The organism is Orbaceae bacterium lpD02, assembly GCA_036251875.1.
Lineage (GTDB): Bacteria > Pseudomonadota > Gammaproteobacteria > Enterobacterales > Orbaceae > Orbus > Orbus sturtevantii.
The window spans coordinates 2426993-2451508 of the sequence record CP133960.1 but is presented as its reverse complement, the minus strand read 5'-3'; the positions used below and the strand labels follow the sequence as shown (position 1 = coordinate 2451508).

The following is a 24516-nucleotide window of genomic DNA, read 5'->3' as shown; positions in this document are numbered from 1 at the left end:
TAGAATAAGCAAATAGCTCAAATATTAATTCTTATCTATAAAAAAAACCGCAGTGTTATGCAGTTTTGATATCATTAACTATTTTTCACTACATCAGCTATACGCTGAGCATATTTAGTGACAAGTTCGCCATCTTGCCCCTCTACCATTACACGAATAAGGGGTTCTGTACCTGATTTACGAATAAGTACGCGGCCTTTATAGTTTAATAACGCCTCTACTTCTTTAATTGTATTAATTACTTCTGGGTGGTTTAGTGGATCATTTTTACCGGCAAAATTCACATTAACTAAAACTTGAGGCAGTAGCTTAATGCCACTACTTAAATCTGCTAACGTCATCTTATTACGGATCATTGCCGATAATACTTGTAAACCTGCCACAATACCGTCTCCGGTAGTTGTTTTATCGAGTAATAGTACGTGACCAGAGTTTTCCGCGCCAAACTTCCATTCTTTTTCTTGTAATTTTTCAAGTACATATCTATCGCCAACTTTTGCCCGAACAAAAGGAATACCTAACTCTTTTAAGCCTATTTCTAGCCCCATGTTGCTCATTAAAGTACCAACAACACCACCTTGTAATAATCCTTTGCGTAGTGCTTCACGAGCAATTATGAAAATAATCTGATCGCCATCTAATATATTACCAAAGTGATCAACCATAATAATACGATCACCATCGCCATCGAGGGCAAAGCCGACATCGGCTTTTTCATCAATAACTTTTTGAATTAATGCACTCACATCGGTTGCACCACAATTTTTATTGATATTCATACCATCAGGTTCACAGCCTATTTTGATAACCTTAGCGCCAAGTTCCTTAAGCACATTAGGTGCTATATGGTAAGTAGCACCGTTTGCGCAATCAACAACAACTTTTAAGCCCGATAGGCTAAGTTCATGATCAAATGTCCCTTTACAAAATTCGATATAACGCCCAGCAGCATCAGTAATACGACTCGCGCGACCTAGCTTCTCCGACTCAACACAATTAAGTGGCTTTTCTAGTTCTTGCTCAATTAATAATTCGATTTCATCTGGTAGCTTTTTCCCTTCCGTTGAAAAAAACTTAATCCCATTATCATAAAATGGATTATGTGATGCCGAAATCACAACGCCAGCATCAGCCCTAAATGTTCGGGTTAAATAAGCTATTGCAGGTGTTGGCATTGGTCCAGTAAAAGCAGTTGCAATTCCAGCAGAAGCAAATCCAGCTTCTAAAGCAGACTCTAGCATATAGCCTGAAATACGAGTATCTTTACCAATTAGAACTTTACCTACACCATTTTGAGCCAACACGCGCCCGACCGCCCAGCCTAACTTTAAAGCAAAATCAGGCGTTATTGGATAAATGCCTACTCGCCCACGGATACCATCGGTACCAAAATATTTTTTTTCAGACATCAATCTTTCCTTCTACTATTTTTAATAGTATGTCTACTAAATAGCGCTATTTTCATACTAGTTTCGCGCAAAAAATCTAAATTAATATTACTATAATAAGATAAAAATATCATTGTCTTAAGCTATATTATTTATCACGCTTATTCAAATTAATTAATAAAACCATTCTGTTGGTCGTAATTTACTTGAATAAATACTTAATTACTTAGCATTCAAAGCTCTAGACTCGGTAGTATTATCAATTTTCAGCTAAGGTTGCTTGAACAATTCGCAGCGCATCGAAGGTTTCTTTAACATCATGAACGCGTATAATTTTAGCACCTTTCATCGCTGCAATAACGGCACAGGAAACGCTTCCCACTGTTCTTTCTAATGGGGGGATATTTAATAGCTGACCAATCATTGATTTACGCGACATTCCGACCAATAAGGGCAAACCTAATTGGTTAAAATCAGCTAATTTAGCAAGTAAGCGATAATTATGTTGTAAGGTTTTACCAAACCCAAACCCGGGATCTAAGATAATTTTTTGTTTATCAATGCCTGCCGTAATACAGCGATTGATATTATGAATAAAAAACTGCTCAACACTCTGAATAATATCCTGTTCATACTGCGGATCGCGTTGCATCGTCATAGGATCGCCTTGCATATGCATAATGCATACTGGTAGCCCTGTTTTCTGAGCCGCGTCTAATGCCCCTGGCAACGACAACGAACGGACATCATTAATCAAATGTGCTCCGGCTTTAGCCGATTCAGTAATTACTTCAGGTTTTGATGTATCTACAGAGATCCAAACATCAAAATATTGCGCGATTTTTTCAATTACTGGTACAACCCGAGCAAGCTCTTCATCTATGGAGACATTATCGGCTCCCGGTCTAGTCGATTCTCCACCTATATCAATAAATGTTGCACCTGCTTGAATCATACTATCAACACGGCGCATTGCTGCGTCTAAATTATTATAATGTCCACCATCAGAAAATGAATCAGGTGTCATATTTAAAATACCCATTACTTGAGGGAATGTTAAATCTATGCAATGTTGATTAAATTTAATTTCCATTATGATTCCACCTAATTTTTATGTAAAAAAACGCGCCTAAGCGCGTTTTTATTAAGATAAATATTAATCATCTTGCGGTTCTATCGGTTTCTGGCTACGTTCAATAGGTATCTCTTGGCTCGCACTTTCTTCCTTTTTTGTCCAGCCATCTGGTGGCGTTACCGGTTTACGTTCCATAAGTTCTTTAATCTGCTTAGCACTTATTGTTTCATATTTTAACAACGCATCTTTCATTGCATGCAAAATATCAATATTATCAGTTAATATTTGCTGGGAGCGAGCATAATTACGTTTGATAATAGCTTGAACATCTTCATCGATAATTCTGGCTGTTTCATCAGATATTTTCTTCATTAGACCGTATGAACTTTCTTCATACTCAAAAAATAGTGGTCCTAAACGTTCAGAGAATCCCCATTCCGTAACCATCGCTCTAGCTACATTTGATGCATAACGGATATCACTTGATGCCCCCGTTGAAATTTTCTCTTCACCATAGATGAGACCTTCAGCCACTCGTCCCGCATACGCGGTTGAAATCATAGATTCCAATTTTGTTCGATTACGGCTAACTTCATCACCTTCTGGCAAGAAAAATGCCACTCCTAAAGCCCTTCCTCGCGGTATAATTGTCACTTTATGCAGAGGATCGTGCTCAGGCACTAAGTACCCGACAATCGCATGACCTGCTTCATGATATGCGGTAGAGATGAGCACTTCTTTTGTCATCGTTAACGAACGACGTTCAGTACCCATATTAATTTTATCTTTAGCTTCTTCAAATTCATCCATTGAAACTAAACGTTTATTACGACGAGCGGCAAATAAAGCTGCTTCATTTACTAAATTAGCTAAGTCTGCGCCTGAATAGCCTGGAGTACCGCGAGCCAGTACCGCCAAATCAACATTTGTATCCAATGGCACTTTACGAATATGAACACCTAAAATTTGTTCACGACCTTTCATATCAGGTAAGTCAACTTGCACTTGGCGATCAAATCGACCTGGACGTAGTAATGCAGGGTCTAAAATATCTGCACGATTGGTTGCCGCAATAATAATAATACCACTATTGGTTTCAAAGCCATCCATTTCAACTAGCATCTGATTTAGGGTCTGCTCGCGCTCATCATGTCCTCCCATTGAACCACCGCCACGCTTGCGACCAACGGCATCAATTTCATCGATGAAAATAATACACGGCGCATGTTTACGTGCTTGTTCAAAAAGATCGCGCACCCTTGATGCACCGACACCGACAAACATTTCAACAAAATCGGAACCTGACATACTAAAAAATGGTACATTAGCCTCACCCGCAATAGCGCGAGCTAATAGTGTTTTACCGGTACCGGGAGGTCCAACCATTAATATACCTTTAGGAATTCGCCCACCTAATTTTTGATATTTACTTGGATCACGTAAAAAGTCGACAACCTCTGTAACTTCTTGTTTCGCTTCCTCACTCCCTGCCACATCTGTAAATCGTGTTTTAACTTGATCAGGTGTTAGCATCTTCGCTTTGCTTTTACCAACAGACATTGGACCGCCTTTACCACCGCCTTGCATTTGTCGCATGATAAAAATCCAAAAACCAATTAATAAAAGTATTGGAAACCATGAAATTAAGATGTTAACCAATAAACTTGGTTTTTCATCTGGAGTTCCCTTTAGCGGTATATTATGTTCAACTATATAGTCGACTATTCGATTATCATAGTAAGGAATATAAGTAGTGTAGCTATCATTGTTATTTGTCTTAACATTAATTTCTCGACCGTTAATGGCAATATCCTTCAATTTACCATTTTTAATATCAGAATTAAATGTTGTATAGTCTACTTGTGGCCCGCTGTTTGATATTGAACTGAATTGATTAAAAACAGCAATTAAGACTACAGCAATAATACCCCAAATAAGCAAATTTTTTACCATGTCGTTCAAAAGAAAACCCCTCAAAAATTAATGGATTATGCTCATTAAAAAATTCAGCATAATAGTACTACAAAAAAAAATAACTTGCTACTTCCGTCCTGACGCAACAATATACACTTCACGTGATCTTGCTCTCGATGCTTCTGGCTTGCGAATTTTCACGACTTTGAATATGTCTCTTACCGCTTTGAGGTACTCCTCAAAGCCTTCACCTTGGAAAACCTTCACAATAAAACTACCATTTGGAGCTAACACATCGCGGCACATATCAAGTGCTAGCTCAACTAAGTACATCGCTCTTGGAATGTCAACGGCAGGCTGTCCACTCATATTTGGTGCCATATCTGACATCACGACTTGCACTTTATCATCTCCGACTCTCTCCAAAAGCGCCTTTAAAATCGCTTCATCGCGAAAGTCACCCTGTAAAAAATCAACGCCAACAATAGGATCCATAGGTAAAATATCGCAGGCAATAATCCGCCCTTTATCACCAATTAGAGAGGCTACATACTGCGACCATCCCCCCGGCGCGGCACCGAGGTCAACAACAGTAATACCAGGGCGAAATAATTTATCGGTATTTTGTATTTCTTCCAACTTGAACCAAGCCCTTGAACGCAAGCCTTTTTTTTGCGCTTGTTGCACAAAGCGATCTTTGAAGTGCTCGTGCAACCAACGGGTTGAACTAGCTGAACGTTTTTTACCACTCACTTTTTATCCTAGATTTATTCTTAACAAGTGAAAATTCATTGAAGTTTTACTTTATATAAGGGTAGAATAACAAAATTACAACCCTTAAAGATATTAAATTAAATGAATTTATCTAATAAACAAAAACAGTATTTAAAGAGTGAAGCCCACCATTTAAAGCCTGTTGTCATGATCGGCGCAAATGGCTTCACTGAAGGTGTGCTTGCCGAAATCGAAAATGCGCTAAATTTTCATGAGCTTATTAAAGTTAAAATATCGAGTGAAGATCGTGAAACTAAAAAATTAATTTGTGATGCCATTGTCCGGGAAACCACCGCAACTCAAGTTCAATTAATCGGTTCTATTCTAACGCTATTTAAGCCCAGCGAAGACAAAAAAATTACTCTACCCAAAAAGTAATAACATAATGATGCCGCATAATGCGGCATTTTCTTACTAAGAATACTCAACTTTGAGAATATCAAAATCCACATCACCACCCGGTGTTTTAATTGACACCGAATCATCTTCTTCTTTGCCAATTAAACCTCGCGCAATCGGTGAATTAACTGAGATTAAGTTTTGTTTGAAGTTTGCCTCATCATCTCCCACAATTCTATAGGTGATTTTTTCATCCGTATCTAAATTTAGCACAGTGACTGTCGCACCAAAAATAATTCGCCCATTATTTTTTATTTTTGTAATATCAATAATTTGTGCTTGAGATAATTTGCCTTCAATTTCTTGAATGCGTCCTTCGCAAAAAGCTTGTTGTTCACGAGCGGCATGATACTCTGCATTCTCTTTCAAGTCGCCATGAGCTCTTGCTTCGGCAATAGCTGTTATTATCTGTGGTCGTTTAACCGTTTTTAACTCTTCTAGTTCAGCACGTAATAGCTCTGCGCCCCTTATTGTCATTGGAATCTGCTGCATTATTAGTCCTCCCTTTATGTTATTCCTTATAAAATAAATCAAATTTGATTATTAAATTTTCAATAAGCAATAAAAACTCGCTCTAAATAAAGAGAGAGTTAAATCATCATTTTGATGACGAATATATTAGCGATTATTTAAGATAAGGCAAGCGGTAAAACCGAGTTAAAATTAGGGGCTTTAATAGCACATTTCTATAATAAATTATAGCGTTCGTTATTTTTTTGTTTAAAAACTGATTATATTATAAAAAAACGTAGATTGAAAAATAAAGTATCTGTAAAATGCTAATTTAATCTTCATTAATTTTAAGTATAATAATGAATTACATAAAAGATACAATTAGTAAAATATGTTAAAAAAAATACGGTTAGTACTATTAATTTTAATTGCCATTATTTGGTTTGTCACTATTCTACCTTATTTTTTGGTACAAACCGATTTTGGTACAAAGTACATTAACCATTTATTATCAAGTTACAGTGACAAATATTCTATTAATGTTGGTCATATTGCACACTCTATCACAAATCCATATGAAGTAACGTTAGAGAATGTGACTATCCAGGACAAAACACAGTTAACAACCAACCTTTCAGTAAAAAAAGTAGTAATTGGTTTAAAGCTAGCTCACTTATTCAATACGCTATCATTTGAGTATCTATTGCTCGAAGATGGTTACGTAACCATCTCCCCCACAGAACAAAGTATTAGTGCCGATTTTTTGCAATTAAAAAATATCTCTTTGCACTATAAAAACCCGAACGATGATAGCGAAATTAGTTTTAGTAACATATATGGCGGTATAAAGCCTTGGTCAGAAGAAGTCATTACACACCGTATTGATAGCCAGTTTAATTTCACGATACAAAAAGCAAACTATAATAATATTGATATTAAATCTATCGTTATCCAAGGCAGTCAAAAAAATAATATACTATATTTAACTAATTTAGGCGGTAATATAAATTCAGGCTTCTTTACTGCTAATGCAAACATTTTAGCTGATAATTCACTATTAATTAATCAGCTAAAAATTGATAAACTGTTCTTCCAATCAAAAGACGATTTGTCTCAACTGAATAAAAAGCTGATTAATCTTCCTAAGATAGATATGCGACACTTGTCTGTAATTGATAGCAGTATTAACCTAGCTAATTTTTCACTTGAAAAAGCTAACTTAGATATCAAAAATATTATTTATGACCATGCTTGGCAATTACAACAAAGTACTTTATTTTTTAATGCACAAAGCATGATCTTCGGCGAGCAATTAATTGATCAGCCACTATTACAATGGCAAAATGATGACAATCAAATTATCATTGAGCCTGCACTTGGATTATGGAATAAGGGTAACATCAAATTATCAGCTAACTGGCAAAATGATGAACTAACTATTGAGAATATCATCGCATCAGGTATTCATTATCAATTACCCGTAGACTGGTGGCAGAAATTGGCTGATCTAAATTTGCCACATAGTATGCCAAACCAGATATTGATTAAGCAGCTAACATTAATGCCTAGTTTAATAATAGATACTAACCCTGCTTTTTCTTTCCAATTTACCGGATTTGAAGCGTTTGGTAATAATATCGCGATAAATTCAGCGCAAGACACTCTGCAAGTTGATGGGACAATTTTAGTTAAAGCTGATAGCGGCACGCTCAATACCATTGAATTACACAAGCCTGACTTAAGTTTGAATTTTACACCAACCAATACCAATATGAGTTTTAGTACGCTTATTAATCAAGGTATCCTAGAGGGAACGGCAAGTTTAGTTTCAACCAAACAACTCGAATCATTAGAGCTTAATTCACATTCAATCGATAGCCAAACGCTCGCCTTATGGTATCTAATCGACAATCCAATAAAAATAAATAACTTTGATTTAAAATTACATGGCTCTTTAGAGCCACTCTCATTAAATGGTACGTTACAGACAATAGACAAAAAATACGAAGTTAAAAACAATCAACTAGCCGACTATTGATTTTCTCAAATAGATCCCAATTATCAAAAGCATGGTGATTAAACGTAATGTGATGATGGATAATACAACACCGCAAATTAGATTAGATAAATGGTTGTGGGCGGCAAGGTTTTATAAAACGCGCCCATTAGCTAGAGAAATGATTGAAGGCGGTAAAGTCCACTATAATGGACAACGTACAAAACCGAGTAAAATTGTAGAAATTGGTGCCGAACTTAAATTGAGGCAAGGTAGCGATGAAAAAACAATAACGGTTCTTATGTTAAGTGAACGTAGAAAAACCGCAACTGAAGCACAAGCACTCTATATTGAGAATGAAGCGAGCATCATAAAGCGAGAGAACATATCACAAGCTCGCAAGTTGGGCTCCTTAACAATGCCTCATCCGGATCGGCGGCCCGATAAGAAAGAACGTCGAGATCTGATTAAATTTAAACATGGTGAATAGTGTTCGCCAGGAGAAAAGATGAACCAAACAATCAAAACCCATAACGATAAATTGTCTCGATTTTTATTCGATAATCATGAAGTTCGCGGTGAAATAGTCAATTTAAGCGACACCTACCAAAAAATTTTAGAAAATCACAATTACCCATTAGCTGTACAGAATTTACTAGGCGAGTTACTAGTTGCAACCAGTTTGCTTACTGCGACATTAAAGTTTGAGGGAGATATTACAGTGCAATTGCAAGGTGATGGACCATTGAGTTTAGCGGTGATTAATGGTAATAATCACCAACAAATGCGTGGTGTTGCGAGAATAAAGGGCGATATTCCTAATAACGCATCACTAAAAGATATGATGGGCAATGGTTATATCGTGATCACAATTAGCCCTAAAAGTGGTGAACGTTATCAAGGGATTGTCGCACTTGAAGCCGATTCTGTTGCTGGTTGTATTGAGAATTACTTTAAACAATCAGAACAACTTGCGACGCAATTAATAATCAAGGTTGGAGTTTACCAACACAAACCTATCGCTGCGGGTTTGCTATTGCAAGTATTACCTGCGCATGAAAGGGGCACTGAATCTTTTGAACTCTTGACCACGCTAGCAGAAACCATAAAACCAGAAGAGCTATTTAGTCTACCTGCAGAAGAAATATTATATCGACTGTACCATCAAGAAGACGTCCGTCTATTCGATGGACAAATCGTCGAGTTTAAATGTAGCTGTTCAAGACTGCGCTGCGAAGATACATTAAGCACGCTACCTGCTGATGAGATTGATAGCATTATAGCTGAAGAAGGTCATATCGATATGCATTGCGACTATTGTGGCAATCACTATATTTTTGATAAAATTGATATTGAAAATTTACGTAAAAACAAACCTCAAGAAATGCTTCATTGATTTAGCTAAGGATAGAGTTTATTTAACTGACCTATCCAGTTTCTTTGAATTAATTAGCAACATCTAAAATAATATCACTATTAATTGTAAACCCTAAAATAAATGATAAATTAGATGCGGCAATTAACGATGCAAAATAAGTCTGGCTTTCAATTTTTTTTGCGTATGTTAGATTTCGAGCTGACTCGTTGACAAGCGTTAATGTCGCTAGCCCTTGTTCATAAGATGATAACGATGCGCTATACGTAATATTGGCAGTTTTGACTAAACTTAGTGCTGACTGATAGGATTCAAGGGCAGAATTAAGTGTATTAGCAGCAATCACAATTTCATTTGCCGCATTATTTTTAAGATTATTAAACTGCTCTATCGACTCTAATGCTTGCGATTTAGCTTGCTCCACTTTGATATTTCTAGCGCCAGCATCATAAATCGGAATATGTACACCGAAAAAAATATTTGTACCATTACTGGTTTGGCTCAAATCAGGTAAGCTTTGTGCTCCCCAATAAGAGTGACTGCTACTCAAATTAGCGGCAACAAAAACTTTAGGATAATAATTTTTTTTAGCGGCATCAATATTAGCTTGCTTGGTTTTCACAACCTCATAACTTGCTAAAATATCTGGCCTGCTGACTAAAGCAGTTTTTATCCATTGATCAGCAACCGGAGTAATGCTTGTTGGTAATTGTCGTTTATCATCAATTTTAACATCGATCCCTGCTAATGGACTCAATCCCATTGCCTGTAGTAGTAGCTGGTAAGTATTTTTTTGATTGTTTCGAGCAACGACATTATCTAATTTAGATTGTGCAACTAATTGTTCTGCTTGAGCAACATCAACAATAGTTGCAAGTCCTTGAATTCTTTTTTTCTTAACTGAGTCTTGGATGATTAATGTATTACTAAGCTCTTGCTCAGATAAAGTGAGTTCTCTAACCGCTTGGCTATAATTTAAATACGCCAATGTCACTTGATAAACAAATTTTTGGTTCGCTAGATTAAAGTTATATTTTAACGCTGATACCAGATGCTCATTTGCCCCCAATAAATCAGAGCGCTGACCAAAGTCAAAAACAAGCCACTGTAATGTTAAATTAGGAATAACCTCTTTAGTTCTCGTGTCAACATGGATGGAATCGGTAAGATCAAAGCTATTTTTTTGATACCCACCAATAATATTTGCTGAAATATTAGGTAAAAACGTTGTTTTAATAATATTTGAAGTGAGTGCTGCCTGCTTAGCTTGCTGCCAAGCTGAACGTAATTGAACGTTGTTATTTTGAGACAAATCAATTAATTCAACCAAGCTATATTTATGATTGGGTATAATATCTACGTTAGAAAATAAGCTACTTAATTCATTATTATCTTGTGCTTGATTAGAATGGACAACAATTGAATTGATATTTTGCACTGGCATATCTTGCCAATCATTACTCGTGACGCAACCGACTAAAGTGATAATACAAAATATTGAAAAATAGAGTTTATATTTCAGAAAACTAAATGATGTCGTTGAATTTTTCAATTTAAATGTCCTTTAAAATAGAGTTAATATTTCTACGCAATAGTTCATTTAACTTATCAAGCTTGGCTATATTTTCTCTATTAATCACATTATTACTTAAAAATAATGTTAACTCATTTTGATAAATTTGTCTTTTTGCAGAATCAATCGGAAGTATTAGTAATGTATTTAATCGGATAATTTGTAGAATAAAATAACGAACAGTTTTAAGCTCATAATTAGATAATTTCATCAATTTTGTATCGAAAATGACAAGTTTAAGATTATAGTCAATCTGATTAGCCTCATCAATTAATTGTGCAAAATTAACGATATCAAGCTGCCCTTGTGTTTCACTTTGTACTGAGTCTAAGGCTAAATTTAATATTTTAGATAGTTTTTGATAAATAGTATCCGAAATTGAAACAGGCCATAATACAGTGAAAACAACAAAACATACCGCAATACCAAGTAAAACGCCTAATATACGGTCTTGTGCTGCAACTAAATCAGTACTGGGTGAAAACCCATTTAAAACCGTCAACAAAAATGCTAAGCCAATTTGCACACCAGCATAAGAAAAAAGTTCGCTTCCTGCCGTTATCCAAGCAGGCAAAAGCATACCAATAAAAATTAATAAGAATAAGCCGTTAATACTATCTAAGTGAGGCGTGACATAAATGGTGGATAAAACGCCAATCAAGGCTCCAACTAAACAACCAAGTATACGTAAAGTCAGTTTATGTATTGTCTCAGCAGTCGTACCGAGCGCAACGACATAACATGTTATCATGGCGGTATGGATCCCCTGCCAATCAAACAATGTATAAATACCATAGCAAATAAGCGCTGAGATTGTCACTTTAAACGCAAAATAGTGGTAAGTTAAGGTACCGTTGGTTGTATTGTTTGTATTCCTTTTTTTTTGTTTCGGCAGTTTTGGCGCCATTTCTGCTATACTGACGGGATTGTGCACTAGCATATTCAATGAGTTGCATATTTCCTTACTGATCAAGTTGTCATTTAGCATGATAATATCACTACCAAAACTCTTATCACTAATTGAATTTAATGCATACTGGCAATTATTTGCTAAAATTTTCCGTGATTCTTCAGTTGTATCTTTCGGTAAAATACTGACGAGCGCCAGCAATTTGAGTGTCTGTTTATTTACATTTTCCAACCATTCAATTTGCTTTTGAGTTTGTAGATGAAAAATTTTAATTAGCTTTAAGTGGATATCACCTCCTCCTTGGCTATCTCGCAATAATTTCTTAAGTCCAAATTTATTATTTATGATGGGTTGCATCAACGTATTTTGTGCCGTTTTGAGTCTTAATGAGAACTTTTCAAGTAATATATTTTGACTTTTTTTACCTAAAATGAGATTAAAAATAATCATTAATAACATTGGTGTTGTAGCCATGAGCAGAGCATATAGAATAGCACGAGTTGCTAGTTCGCCCGTTGGAGCATCACTAAGTAGGGTCAGTAAAAAAGCAATAACTAGTGCAACTAAATTACCAATTTCTGAGACATTAAATTTTGCCCCCATATAGACAAAGAAATAGGAACAAATAAAGATCATAAATATTCTAAAAAATACACTATTGATCGTTAAATTAGTCAATAAAAAAATAAGTGCAACCGCTAATGAAAGTAAAATCGACACCGCAATCGCAATAACAATATTTTCGTTTGCATCATCTTTCATTAAATAAATGATTAAATAACAACTGATTGCGGATTCTGGAATTTCATAAATCATGGCAACAACCGCCATAAGTGCGGACAACAAGGCAATCCGCCAAGTTAAAGCGGCTCTGCCTGGAAATGGTAGTAAGTATCGATAAAATACTCTAATTAGATGAACAATCATCATGTTGAATTATTGTAATTGCAGAGGCTCCTACACGCATCAATTCTTCGGGTGGATTAACTAAGCTAATCCGAACTGGAAAACGTTGCTCAACGTGTACCCAATTTAACGATTTAGGGAGATAAGGTAGCTGGCTTGGAATCGAAAGTAGCTCTGTCGAGATAACCCCCCAACCGATACTATTCACATATCCTTTAATTAATTTACTTTTATCCGCCATAACATAGACTTTGACGCAGCTATTTAATTTTATATTTTTTAATGTCGTTTCTCTAAAATAAGCAGAAACAAACCAATTTTCTGAATTAACTAACGTAAAAATAGATTGCCCTGAAATAACAAACTTTCCGGCCGACGTATTTAACCCAGTTACAAAACCATCATTAGGTGCTGTGATGTCGGTATTATCTAATTCCCATTGTGCAAAAGCAACATCGTTACGTTTTAGCTCCACAAATGCTATTTCAGCATCAGCATCATTAATTAAGGCTTTTGCTGCATTTGCTTGGCTGATCGCCTGCTGGTAACTGATTTCAGCATCGTGCTTCGCGGTTCTTGCATCATCGATTTGTTGTTTAGTTACATATCCCTGAGTTTGTAGAGGCTCTAAGCGCTTTAGTGTTTCAGTTGCTAAATCTAAGTTAGTCTTGGCTCTAAGAATTTGCTGATCGGTAATATCTGAATTTAATTGTTCCGCTGTAATATTTTTTAATTTTGTATTTAGTGCTGACTCAGCTATAGCCAAAGCAACTTTAGTTTGGGCGAGCCTTATCTGATAAGGTGTTTTTTCAATGGTAAAAAGAAGATCACCTCTTTTTACTTTACTGTTGTCAGTCACATAAATATGGGTAATTCGCCCAGGCACTGATGATGAGATATTCACTAAATCGGCATTAACAATCGCATCTTCAGACAGAGGATTGGTTATCGATGAACGTAGCCAATAATGAGCGCATACGATAGCAATTATCAGTGTAATAACTGTAACTATGATGGGAAGTCTCTTGTTATTCATTACATGTTTAAATTTTTTCATTTATCAGTAACTTTGTTAAAAAAATAAAAATGAGCTTAAAAAAGCGAGAATAAGCATTAATGAAATATAAAATAAAAGCTTATATCCAATTAGGTTATCGAATCCAATTTTTATAAATAAAACGCGCAATAACAACGTAATAATAATACTAAAAATAAAATAAAAAATCCAAGATGGGAAATACGAGCCGAACATAACGACAACAGGAGCACCATTTTGTCCGCAAGATACTAAGAAAACGATTATTAATACAATAAGTACATATTTTTTCATATAAAACATATCAACTTTTATTGTAAATAAGTAGGATATTAGCAATAGACTATGAAAGATAGTATATTTTTACCGATGAATAATAAACCGAGATAAATAATTCTATCGAGTTAAAATAATCGTTGCTAATCTAGCTAATTATTCTATATCAAAATACTTTAAAATCAATTTTCTTTTTATATTTCAATCTATTTCAGTACTATTTTTGTTCTTTTATAATTATAATAACTGTACTTTTAATCAACTCAGGGCGAATTTAATGTATTAACCCCAACAACACTAATGTATTAAATTAGATTTAATTTCTTTTTTTAGCGTTATTGGCATAGCTTTTGTTTTTATTTTGCATTTATTATAGAGCCATTCTTGGTATTTTAAAATTTCGATGACAATATCAATAACGAATCGCACTTCCGTTATTGACATTGGAATTAATAAGTTAATTTAATAAACGTATCAAAAGATCACGTAAAATATACTGGAGATTTTCAAATGAAATTAAAAACTTTACTGCGTATGATCCCTCTCTCTTTATTATCAATATCATTAGCCGGTCAAGCATGCACAAGCCTTGCTATTACAGATAATAATGGTGACGTATATCAAGGAAGGACACTCGAGTTATCAGAAAATTTACCATCATGGTTAACATACTATCCTGAGGGAACTTTTTTCCAGAAAAAAGGACCCGATGGCAAAAATAGTGCAAATTATAAATCGAAATACCACATACTTGCCATCACCACAAATGTCTATTATGACGGCGATGATCATAATGTCTTTCAAGGTCTCAATAGTGCGGGCTTATCGTTTAGTGCCAACATGATCTCAAGTGCTCATTTAACCGCCCTTAAACCATCTGAGTATAAAGAGTCTATTCCGGTCACTTCAATTGGTGAGTGGGCTTTATCAAGTTTTTCTTCCGTAGAAGAAGTTGCAAATGCAGTCAATAATAGGAGCTTTTGGTCACCAGTGTTAGAAAATTTAGGTGGCGTTGTATCACCATTTCATTATGCCTTTTATGACAATAAAGGCGGGAGTATTGTTGTTGAAGCCCTCGATGGTAAACTTCACGTGTATCAAAACCCAACTAAAGTGATGACTAATGGACCGAGTTTTCCGTGGCATTTAGAAAATCTAAATAACTACACTCAACTCGATAATCTCGATAGATCATCTGCTAAATTGGGCAATATTGATGTTGTGCAACCTGATAGCGGAATTGCATCATCAGATCTACCGTCATCAGATACCTCAGTCGGTCGTTTTATTCGTGCGATTTACTATACTACATATGCCCCAAAAGCTAATTCACCTAGTGATGCGATGAATATTTTAGCCCATGCAATGAATCGTTTTGACCGTTTAAAAAATATTACCACGGATAGCCTTAACGAATCCGGTAAGCGCGGTATAATGTCTTCTGAATATACGGTTTGGACCAGTTTATCAAGCCTAAAAGAAGGGATTATAAAAATCCGTGGGTATAATGATATAAATTATCAAACATTCTCACTAGCGCAGTTCAAACAATCAGATAAACCTGTTTTCGAAAAAATAAATGTGCCTAATTCAAATTAAGCAATCGATAACATTTAATTGTCTGGCAAAACACTAAATTACTTGTTACGCTTGGGTTTTGCTTTAGTAGGGATATTTTAATACTAAAGCAAGACCTGATAAATTTTATTGGTTATTGATTACGGCTTAATCTATATCATTTTGATAGCGGCAAGAGATTGAAGCAAAAAGGCAAAAGAACATACACCATAGCTAGAAATCAAGAATACTGCTGTGTTTATTAACAATAAAGATATGTCGTTACCAAATAAACATTACCGCTAATGCGATAACCGTGAGCAAAAATAAAAAGATAAAGTAGATTATTTCATTTTTGTTTAAAATAGGTTTACCTGGTTGATTCTGTTTTTTAGCTAAAACATACAAAGGAAAACCAATCATGAGAGTGATTGGAACGAAGACTACATACTCTAGTTTAGTTGCATAAAACATTAATAAGCAGAAAAATATACCAATAATGCTTGTTATCAGCGCAACATAACGACCACGTTTAGCATATTGAGTATATTCGCCTGTTATACATAATTTTAATAAATAAGCATTTGATGCAATATAAGCAGGAATCACAGTAATAGAGGCAATATTTAACATCATGATCCAAGCATGAGAGGCAAAATAGACACATAAAATGACAAACTGCATTAATATAGCACTCACCCAAAGGGCTACGCTTGCAGCGCCATTTTTGTTTCTACGAGCAAAAATTTTAGGAAAAGTACTATTTTGAGCGGCTACCATTGGAATTTCACCACAAATCATCGTCCAAGCAAGCCAGCTGGTTATCACGGAAATCAATACACCAAAGTTAATTAACCACTCCCCCCAATCACCAGTAATAATTTTAAGCACTCCTGCTGTTGACGGTGTTGGGATCGATTTTAATTGGTCTTGGCTTAAAATACCAAAAGGTAAAACTGACACTAGCATACAAAGAGAGAGGGAGATAATGAAACCAATAAAAGTAGCTTTACCTACATCTTTTTTATTTCTAGCTCGCCCAGATAAAGCAACAGCGCCTTCGATACCAATAAAACACCAGAGCGCCACGGTCAATGGCGACATAATTTGAGCGCTAATAGAGCCTAGATTTGGCTGAGTTGGGGTCTGTACTTGTCCCCAAATATTTGAGGCAAATTTAGTATAATTAAGTGCATAGATAATAATAATGATAAACGTAAATAGCGGTATCATCTTAGCAAATGTACCGATAGTATTAATCCTACCCGTACTTTTAGTGCCAGATAACACCATAAAATTGACGCTCCAAATCAGAATAGATGCACCAATAATAGATGTAATATTATTACCACCCGTAAAGTACCCTGGAAAAAAATAATTCAACGTATCCATTGTAATAATGGCGAAGGCAACATTGCTAAAAATATTCATTAGCCAATATCCCCATGCTACATTAAACGCAATAAAAGGACCAAATCCTTCTCGTGCATACATATAAATACCGGCATTGAGATCGGGGCGCGCGTCAGAAAGAATCATAAAAGTTCTTGCTATACAGTACATCCCGATACCACAAATAATCCAAGCAATAACAATTGGCCCTAGAGCTGAATTGGCGGCCATATTTTGTGGTAGTCCATCAATACCGCTGCCAATCATGGTGCTAATTACAATAGCAATTAACGAGATAAGCCCTAACTTCTGACTATTTGTCGCTTTTTTGGTTTGTGTCTCCATGCCTTTAATCCTTATTATAATTTAATCATTCCCATAGCTAATAAAGCTATAACGATAATATCTAGCAACAATAAAATTAATAAATAAACAATCTCTTTATTTTGGAATATTGGCAAATTACCTCTTTTCTCTTTTCTCGCCCAAATAAACAGCGGTAATCCAATCGTTAATAAAATCGGGATTAGTGCAACATACTGAATTTGGCTAGCATATAGAATTAATACGCAGAATAATGCCCCCAAAATACCGCTCAGTAACGATAGTGTTTTGCCTTTATTTGAATACTTATTATACTCACCGTTTAGACAAATTTTAACCATATAAAGCGTTGTTGTAATGTAAGCAGGAATTACCATTAATGCACAAATATTATACATGGTGCTCCAAGCATTATTGGAAAAATAGACTAATAGCATAGCGGCTTGCATAATTGCACTGCTTACCCATAATGACACACTAGCAGAATGATTCTTATTGACTTTATCAAACACCTGAGGAAAAGCGCCTTTTTGCCCTGCAACCATTGGAATTTCAGCACATAAAATCGTCCACGCTAACCAACCGGCTAATACAGATATAATCAGCCCAACACTCATTAACCATTTACCCCAATCACCGACAACATATTGTAATACACCAGACGTTGAGGGATTGGCTATTTGTGACAATTCAGCTTGAGACATTGCACCAAAAGGCAAAACGGAAAGAAGAATATAAATAATAAGTGCGATAATAAAACCAAATAACGTTGCTTTACCAACATCTTTTTTATTCTTAGCTCGCCCAGATAATACAACGGCCCCTTCAACCCCAATAAATGACCATAAGGCAACAGTTAGCGGGCTTAATATCTGAGAATACAGAGAAACAGGTTCCGTTGTACCACTAACTTGTGTAACTATCTGAGGCGATGTCCCCCAAAGATTATCAAAAAGCTGAGAATAATTAATTAAAAAGCCTAAAATCAAAACAAATAGAACTAAAGGTACGAGCTTTGCAATCGTACCAAGGGTATTAATAAAACCAGCAACACGTATTCCAGAAAGAACTAAAAAATTATATCCCCAAATAAGTATTGACCCACAAATAATAGAATTTAAATTATTACCATCGGTAAAAACACCAGGAAGAAATTCATTAAATGCATCCATTAAAATAACAGCAAAAGCAACATTTCCAAATGCTGTCATCAACCAGTATCCCCACGCTACATTAAAACCGATAAAAGAACCAAATCCCTCTTGAGCATACATATAAACGCCAGCTTGTAAATCAGGTCGTAAATCAGAAAGAGTACGAAATGAATTAGCAATAAAATAAATACCAATACCGGCAATGAGCCAAGCAATTAATACTGGTCCAATCGCAGAAGTCGCCGCTGTATTTTGAGGAAGGCTAAAAACCCCCCCTCCTAGCATTGAACCAACAACGATGGCAATTAAAGCAAATAACCCTAATTTCGCACCGCCCGATGACGATGAGCTTTGAGTACTATCACTCATAATATTTTCTCTCTTTAATTAATATTAAACGAAGGTACTTCCGCCAATAGCTATTGGCGGCCTTTTTTTATCGCAGTTGAAACCGTTTTAGTTAATCTAACTTTTTTGGGTAGTGTGGTTTTAGTATTCCAATCTTCAACGATGGCTCGCACCCAAAAATCACCATTATCATCAACGTTTACGCCTTGAAGTTCATGAGAAAAACCAGGATACTGTTTATCGAACTCTTGCAATGCATGTAGATAACCAATAATTCCAGTGTCATCAGATGGCAGCAGCTCACCAGGCATTAATACAGGGATCCCCGGAGGATAAGGAACTAGCATACTTGCGGCAATCCGCCCAGCAAAATTTTCTAATTTGACGTGCTCAGTTTTATAACGAACGACTTTTTGATAAGCTTCTGCAGGCGTCATGACTGGAATTGGATCTGCATTTACCGCACTATTTATGTGAGACATTAATTGCAGACTACTCATTGTGTCATGCATACGTTGGCATAACTCTTTCAATGTCATGGTATCATATAGAGATGATACTCCACGTAGAGAAGGTATAGCATCGATAGCTAATGTGCCATTATCGTACAGTTTTTTAAACTCAAGCAAGCTTTCGATTAAGCTGCCCCACTTGCCTTTTGTTGTTCCAACAGAAAAAAGAATCAATAAAGTATAATCACCTGTGCGGGCAATTTCGACTCGGCGATCATCTAAAAACTTGGTCATTATGTAACCTGGAATCCCCATTTTTTCATATTGACCATCCGATTTAATTCCTGGACATGTGATTGTTACCTTAACAGGATCAAGCATACAATCAACATCTTTAATATCATCATTTGCAAAACCATGCCATTCTTGGTTCTCACCTAATACCCAACACGATGGTTCATTGCTTAAAAGCTCCATCGGTGCTTTTTCAAAGCTATATTTTTGCTGAGTTTTAGGATCTACCACATCTTTAGGTTGAAGAACATCAAAAAACCATGATGATTCGCCGTTTTGTTCCTGTATCTTTCTTTTCACTGATACAACAGCTTTACGAAATTCAATCGCTTCTTCAATGGATTCTTGTACTAAAGACTTACCTGACTCTCCCGCCATCATACTAACGGCGACGTCGATAGATGCAATGATTGGATAGTATGGTGATGTTGTGCCGTGCATCATAAATGCATCATTAAAATCATCAAAGTCTAACGGTGCTCTTTCGCTTTTTTTAACGTGGATCATTGAAGCCATTGATAAAGACGGCAACATTTTATGAGTTGATTGCACGGCAAAAATCGTAGGTCGATTTGGCATATCATCAGGTATATCCATCGCAAAACGTTCTTTGTAAAGTGGATGAAATTTTGCATAAGCATACCAAGCTTCATCAAAATGGATCCTAGCAACACTCTCACCTAAAAGCTCTGCAACTTTCTTAGCGTTATAACAGAAGCCATCATATGTACAATTCGTTACTACCGCATATGTAGGTTCTTTATTTACAGCATCTTTGCTTAATTTGCTATTATCAATTAAGTTATCGATACTCGATTTTTTTAATCGCTTGACAGGAATAGGGCCAATAAGTCCATAACCATTTCTGCTTGGTTTTAAATATACTGGCCTTGCTTGCGCTAAAGTTAAACCATGGTTTAAAGACTTATGGCAATTTCTATCAATGACAACCATTTCATTCGCGCCGATAGCACCTTGAGCGACAATTCGGTTTGAACCAGATGAACCTGAGACACCATATAAAGTCCAATCAGAGCCAAAAAGCTTGGCCGCAATCTGTTCAGATTTTTTTGGCGGTCCTTCATGAATAAGATAATCACCCATTTCAGAAGTAGCCACACCAATATCAGCACGGAACATATTTTCGCCAAAAAAATTAAAAAATTCAATGCCAACTGGATGTTTAAGATAAGCCATGCCACCCATATGCCCTGGGCAATCCCAGTAATAATCTCCGTCTTCAGTGAAATTTTTTAAGGTATTGAAATACGGAGGAAGCAAACTTTCGGCGTAGCGTTCTACCGCAGAATTAATTCGGTTTGCGATAAATGGCGCCGTTTCTGAGTAGAGGTAAATATACTCGGCCACTTCCTGCAAAACGGGTAACGGTACATGATCCGTTATATTTTCTTCAGACATCAAGAAAATAGGTGTTTTTTCACTACGTTCCCGTATTTTTTTGATTAGTTCATAACTTTCTTGTTGAATATTTTGATTAGTGACATCCCAAAATAGACCAATCGCGCTATATTTAGGGCTTTCTTTGATGTACTTGATGGATTCAGCAATATTTGCAGCAATATTAACATGAAAATCCAATTCAATTAACGCTTCTCGTAAATTGTAAAGCACTGAAATAGCGGGATTATCGATGGATAGACTTTGTGATGAGACAAATAATACATTGTGGTTAAATTTCACTTCTACCTCCAACAGTTTTAAGATTCAAAATGAACTATCTAAATCATATGACTCTAAACAGGCGTTAGTCAAGTTTAAAAAAGGAAACCAAGGAAAAATAGCATTTTATATTTGCGTTGTTGAATTATTACCCTTTTAAAAAAAAGAGAAAAAAACAAAAAAATGACATAAATCAATATTAGCAATAATAAAAAAAGAAATGTTTTAATTATTATAAGAGTAAATTGATTAAATTAGCAAGGACACAACTATCTTTTAGTTGTGCTAGATAATAAGCTACCTAAGCCAAAACCCGAGTAGATATACAACAATAGAGGAGAATATTGCAGCAATAACATCATCGATCATAATACCAAAGCCGCCAGATACTTTTTGGTCAAACCAACGGATAGGCCAAGGTTTGACCATATCAAAAAAACGAAAAATGATAAAAGCAATGACAATCCATAACATAGAAATATGAGGAATAAAAAAAAGAGTTATCCACATCCCAACAAACTCATCCCAAACAATGTGACCAGAGTCATGAGTATGTGTATCATCCGATGTTTTTTGGCATAAAAAACATCCAAATATGAAAGCAACAACAATCAATACCCAATATAAAATAGGTATTAGTTGATAAAAAAGTAACCATAATGGAATAGCCATTAATGATCCCATTGTGCCAGGCATAATTGGCGACATTCCACTACCTAATCCTACTGCTAAAAAATGAACAGGATTTGTTAAACGGACATGTTGTTTAAAATTAGAGCTTTTATTTTTTCTAGTCATTAATCTTCACTTAATGTTGCAACCATAATGGCTTTGATCGTATGAAGACGATTCTCCGCTTCATCAAATACAATACTGTATTTTGATTCAAACACGTCATCAGTTACTTCAAGTCCATTATTTAAATTATACTGTGCCGCTATTTGCCTACCAACTAACGTATTCGTATCATGAAATGCAGGTAAACAATGCATAAACTTAACATTCGGGTTATGGGTTAAATTAATCACATGTTGATTAATTTGGTAAGGCGCGAGTAACTTAACACGCTCATCCCATACATCTTTAGGTTCTCCCATAGACACCCAGACATCAGTATATAAGAAATCAACCTCTTTTACACCTAACTCAATGTCTTCAGTTAAAATAATTGTTGCACCTGTTTGTGCAGCAACAATTTGGCATTGTTCAACCAAGGCAGAATCAGGCTGGCAATGTTTAGGTGCAACTAGACGAATTTCCATTCCCATTAATGCCGCACCTTCCATTAATGAATTCCCCATATTATTACCAGCATCGCCTAAATAAGCAAATTTAACACTATTAAGTGGGCGCTCACCAATATGTTCCTTCATTGTCATAAAATCAGCTAGAATTTGTGTTGGATGAGCTTCATTCGTTAAACCATTCCAAACAGGTACGCCAGCATGTTTAGCTAATGCTTCGACAATTTCTTGGCCATATCCGCGATACTGAATACCATCATACATGCGACCGAGAACCCTCGCAGTATCGGCTATCGATTCTTTATGTCCAATCTGACTACCATTAGCTCCTAAATAAGTTACGCAAGCCCCCTGATCAAAAGCTCCAACCTCAAATGCGCAACGTGTACGTGTTGAATCTTTTTCAAAAATTAAAGCAATATTTTTTCCTATTAAATATTTGAGTTCTTGCCCCTTTTTTTTAGCATTTTTTAATTCTATTGATAATGTAATCAATCGCTCGATCTCTAAAGGCGTAAAATCGAGTAACCGTAAAAAGTGACGTTGATAAAAACCATGCATAATTTGCTCCTAATCTTGCTGGTAATTTTTAAAAATTCTATTTGAATAATTATTCAATTTCAAGTTAAAGATAATTAATTTTATTTTAAAACAACAAAACTTAATTAATGTCTCAAAATTTAGACTTTTTTACTGAAAAAAATTCTATAATATCGTTTTATTTATCCAGTTTATTATAATAAAATAGTTGTTATTATAATTTACCAATGTAAAATAAATTGAATTTATATTCAAATATAATGATTTATTATTCTAACAAGGTTGCCATTTATTATGCAAAATCATGCGATTCTTATTCTACAAGATGGTTCTCTATTTTTAGGTAAATCAATTGGGGTCGATGGAGAAACCGTTGGAGAAATAGTATTCAATACTTCAATGACAGGTTATCAAGAAATATTAACCGATCCCTCTTATGCCGAACAAATTGTAACATTAACTTATCCACATATTGGTAATGTTGGCACTAATGCCGCGGATGAAGAGTCGAATAAAATTTATACTAAAGGCTTAGTTATCCGCGATCTCCCTACCATTACGAGTAATTTTCGTAGTACTGATAATTTAACGAGTTATCTACAAAACTATAATATTGTTGCTATTTCTGATATAGATACTCGAAAATTGACACGAATATTGAGAGAAAAAGGCGCCCTACATGGTTGCATCGTATCTGGTAACAATAAAGATGAACTATTAAAAAAAGCAGACCATATTTTATTTAAAGCGCAAAATTTTAAAGGCATAAATGGACTTGATTTGGCAAAAGAAGTAACGACCAAGCAATATTATAATTGGACCGAAGGCTCGTGGAGATTAGGTAATGAAAACTCAGCAAGAAAAATAGCAAATGAACGATCTTATCATGTAGTAGCTTATGATTTTGGTATAAAAAGAAATATTTTACGTATGCTAGCCGATCGAGGCTGCGATATTACTGTTGTTCCGGCACAAACAGCCGCGAGTGAAGTATTAGCGCTTAATCCTGATGGGATTTTTTTATCTAATGGGCCAGGGGATCCTACACCATGCTCCTATGCAATTGAAGCGATTCAACAATTTTTACAAACTGATATCCCCATTTTTGGTATTTGCCTAGGTCACCAATTACTTGCGCTGGCTTGTGGGGCGAAAACAAACAAAATGAAATTCGGTCATCATGGTGGCAACCACCCTGTCAAAGATATTGAAAAGAATACCGTTATGATTACCGCTCAAAACCACGGTTTTGCCGTTGATGAAGCATCATTACCGAAAACGCTACGCGTAACTCATAAGTCGTTATTTGATGGCTCGTTGCAAGGAGTTCACCATAATATAAAACCTGCATTTAGTTTTCAAGGCCATCCAGAGGCCAGCCCGGGCCCTCATGATGCGGCACCTTTATTTGATCATTTTATCGAATTAATCTCAATTTATAAGCAGGAGCAATAAT

General features: G+C 35.6%; 19 protein-coding genes. 6 read left to right on the top strand and 13 right to left on the bottom strand.

Features of this window, described 5'->3' with window-relative positions:
• Positions 1–74: 74 nt before the first annotated feature.
• The 4 genes from glmM to rlmE all read right to left on the bottom strand — a co-directional run bounded on the left by glmM (position 75) and on the right by rlmE (position 5130).
• Positions 75–1409 carry a phosphoglucosamine mutase gene (glmM, locus tag RHO12_10810; protein ID WVD65843.1) on the bottom strand — a complete coding sequence of 445 codons (1335 nt, stop codon included), beginning with the start codon at positions 1407–1409 and terminating at the stop codon, positions 75–77.
• 238 nt (positions 1410–1647) lie between these two features.
• The gene (gene folP, locus RHO12_10805) at positions 1648–2481 is read right to left on the bottom strand and encodes a dihydropteroate synthase (GenBank protein ID WVD65842.1); all 834 of its coding nucleotides are present in this window, start codon (positions 2479–2481) and stop codon (positions 1648–1650) included.
• A 63-nt stretch (positions 2482–2544) separates the two neighbouring features.
• Positions 2545–4416, bottom strand: a complete 1872-nt coding sequence (ftsH, locus tag RHO12_10800) for an ATP-dependent zinc metalloprotease FtsH (protein ID WVD67403.1) — start codon at positions 4414–4416, stop codon at positions 2545–2547.
• Positions 4417–4503: 87 nt separating this feature from the next.
• Positions 4504–5130, bottom strand: a complete 627-nt coding sequence (rlmE, locus tag RHO12_10795) for a 23S rRNA (uridine(2552)-2'-O)-methyltransferase RlmE (protein ID WVD65841.1) — start codon at positions 5128–5130, stop codon at positions 4504–4506.
• A 102-nt stretch (positions 5131–5232) separates the two neighbouring features.
• Here rlmE and yhbY point away from each other — a divergent pair, with 102 nt between their 5' ends.
• Entirely contained in the window at positions 5233–5529 is a 297-nt protein-coding gene (yhbY, locus tag RHO12_10790; GenBank protein ID WVD65840.1) for a ribosome assembly RNA-binding protein YhbY, read from the top strand.
• 36 nt (positions 5530–5565) lie between these two features.
• Here yhbY and greA read toward each other — a convergent pair whose 3' ends face one another.
• The gene (greA, locus tag RHO12_10785) at positions 5566–6042 is read right to left on the bottom strand and encodes a transcription elongation factor GreA (GenBank protein WVD65839.1); all 477 of its coding nucleotides are present in this window, start codon (positions 6040–6042) and stop codon (positions 5566–5568) included.
• Between the two features lie 352 nt (positions 6043–6394).
• Here greA and RHO12_10780 point away from each other — a divergent pair, with 352 nt between their 5' ends.
• From RHO12_10780 to hslO, 3 genes are read left to right on the top strand one after another with little or no spacing between them, the layout of a single operon-like run.
• Positions 6395–8041: a hypothetical protein gene (locus tag RHO12_10780; GenBank protein ID WVD65838.1), complete on the top strand. Its 1647-nt coding sequence runs from the start codon at positions 6395–6397 to the stop codon at positions 8039–8041.
• A gap of 31 nt (positions 8042–8072) precedes the next feature.
• Positions 8073–8489: a ribosome-associated heat shock protein Hsp15 gene (gene hslR / locus RHO12_10775; GenBank protein WVD65837.1), complete on the top strand. Its 417-nt coding sequence runs from the start codon at positions 8073–8075 to the stop codon at positions 8487–8489.
• A gap of 18 nt (positions 8490–8507) precedes the next feature.
• Complete coding sequence (hslO, locus tag RHO12_10770; GenBank protein WVD65836.1) at positions 8508–9395, top strand: Hsp33 family molecular chaperone HslO; 888 nt, start codon at positions 8508–8510, stop codon at positions 9393–9395.
• Positions 9396–9444: 49 nt separating this feature from the next.
• On the opposite strand, the gene RHO12_10765 is transcribed toward hslO, so the two are convergent.
• Genes RHO12_10765 through mdtN form a run of 3 tightly spaced genes read right to left on the bottom strand, consistent with a single transcriptional unit; the run spans position 9445 to position 13820 of the window.
• The gene (locus tag RHO12_10765; GenBank protein WVD65835.1) at positions 9445–10926 is read right to left on the bottom strand and encodes a TolC family protein; all 1482 of its coding nucleotides are present in this window, start codon (positions 10924–10926) and stop codon (positions 9445–9447) included.
• Position 10927: 1 nt separating this feature from the next.
• The gene (locus RHO12_10760) at positions 10928–12787 is read right to left on the bottom strand and encodes an FUSC family protein (GenBank protein WVD65834.1); all 1860 of its coding nucleotides are present in this window, start codon (positions 12785–12787) and stop codon (positions 10928–10930) included.
• The gene (gene mdtN, locus RHO12_10755; protein ID WVD65833.1) at positions 12765–13820 is read right to left on the bottom strand and encodes a multidrug transporter subunit MdtN; all 1056 of its coding nucleotides are present in this window, start codon (positions 13818–13820) and stop codon (positions 12765–12767) included. Before mdtN ends, RHO12_10760 begins: the two co-directional genes overlap by 23 nt.
• Before the next feature lie 765 nt (positions 13821–14585).
• Between mdtN and RHO12_10750 the strand changes: the two genes are divergently transcribed.
• Positions 14586–15674: a linear amide C-N hydrolase gene (locus RHO12_10750; GenBank protein ID WVD65832.1), complete on the top strand. Its 1089-nt coding sequence runs from the start codon at positions 14586–14588 to the stop codon at positions 15672–15674.
• Positions 15675–15914: 240 nt separating this feature from the next.
• On the opposite strand, the gene RHO12_10745 is transcribed toward RHO12_10750, so the two are convergent.
• The 5 genes from RHO12_10745 to argF all read right to left on the bottom strand — a co-directional run bounded on the left by RHO12_10745 (position 15915) and on the right by argF (position 23081).
• Positions 15915–17369 carry a basic amino acid/polyamine antiporter gene (locus RHO12_10745; GenBank protein WVD65831.1) on the bottom strand — a complete coding sequence of 485 codons (1455 nt, stop codon included), beginning with the start codon at positions 17367–17369 and terminating at the stop codon, positions 15915–15917.
• Between the two features lie 14 nt (positions 17370–17383).
• On the bottom strand, positions 17384–18871 hold the full coding sequence (locus RHO12_10740) for a basic amino acid/polyamine antiporter (protein ID WVD65830.1): 1488 nt from the start codon (positions 18869–18871) through the stop codon (positions 17384–17386).
• Positions 18872–18921: 50 nt separating this feature from the next.
• Positions 18922–21297, bottom strand: coding sequence for an Orn/Lys/Arg decarboxylase N-terminal domain-containing protein (locus RHO12_10735; protein ID WVD65829.1), 2376 nt, complete (start codon positions 21295–21297; stop codon positions 18922–18924).
• A gap of 276 nt (positions 21298–21573) precedes the next feature.
• A complete protein-coding gene (locus RHO12_10730) occupies positions 21574–22074 on the bottom strand; it encodes a phosphatidylglycerophosphatase A (protein WVD65828.1) in 501 nt (166 codons plus the stop codon).
• A complete protein-coding gene (gene argF, locus RHO12_10725) occupies positions 22074–23081 on the bottom strand; it encodes an ornithine carbamoyltransferase (protein ID WVD65827.1) in 1008 nt (335 codons plus the stop codon). Before argF ends, RHO12_10730 begins: the two co-directional genes overlap by 1 nt.
• Before the next feature lie 273 nt (positions 23082–23354).
• On the opposite strand from argF, the gene carA reads away from it, so the two are divergent.
• Entirely contained in the window at positions 23355–24515 is a 1161-nt protein-coding gene (gene carA, locus RHO12_10720; GenBank protein ID WVD65826.1) for a glutamine-hydrolyzing carbamoyl-phosphate synthase small subunit, read from the top strand.
• The last annotated feature ends 1 nt before the right edge of the window (position 24516 follow it).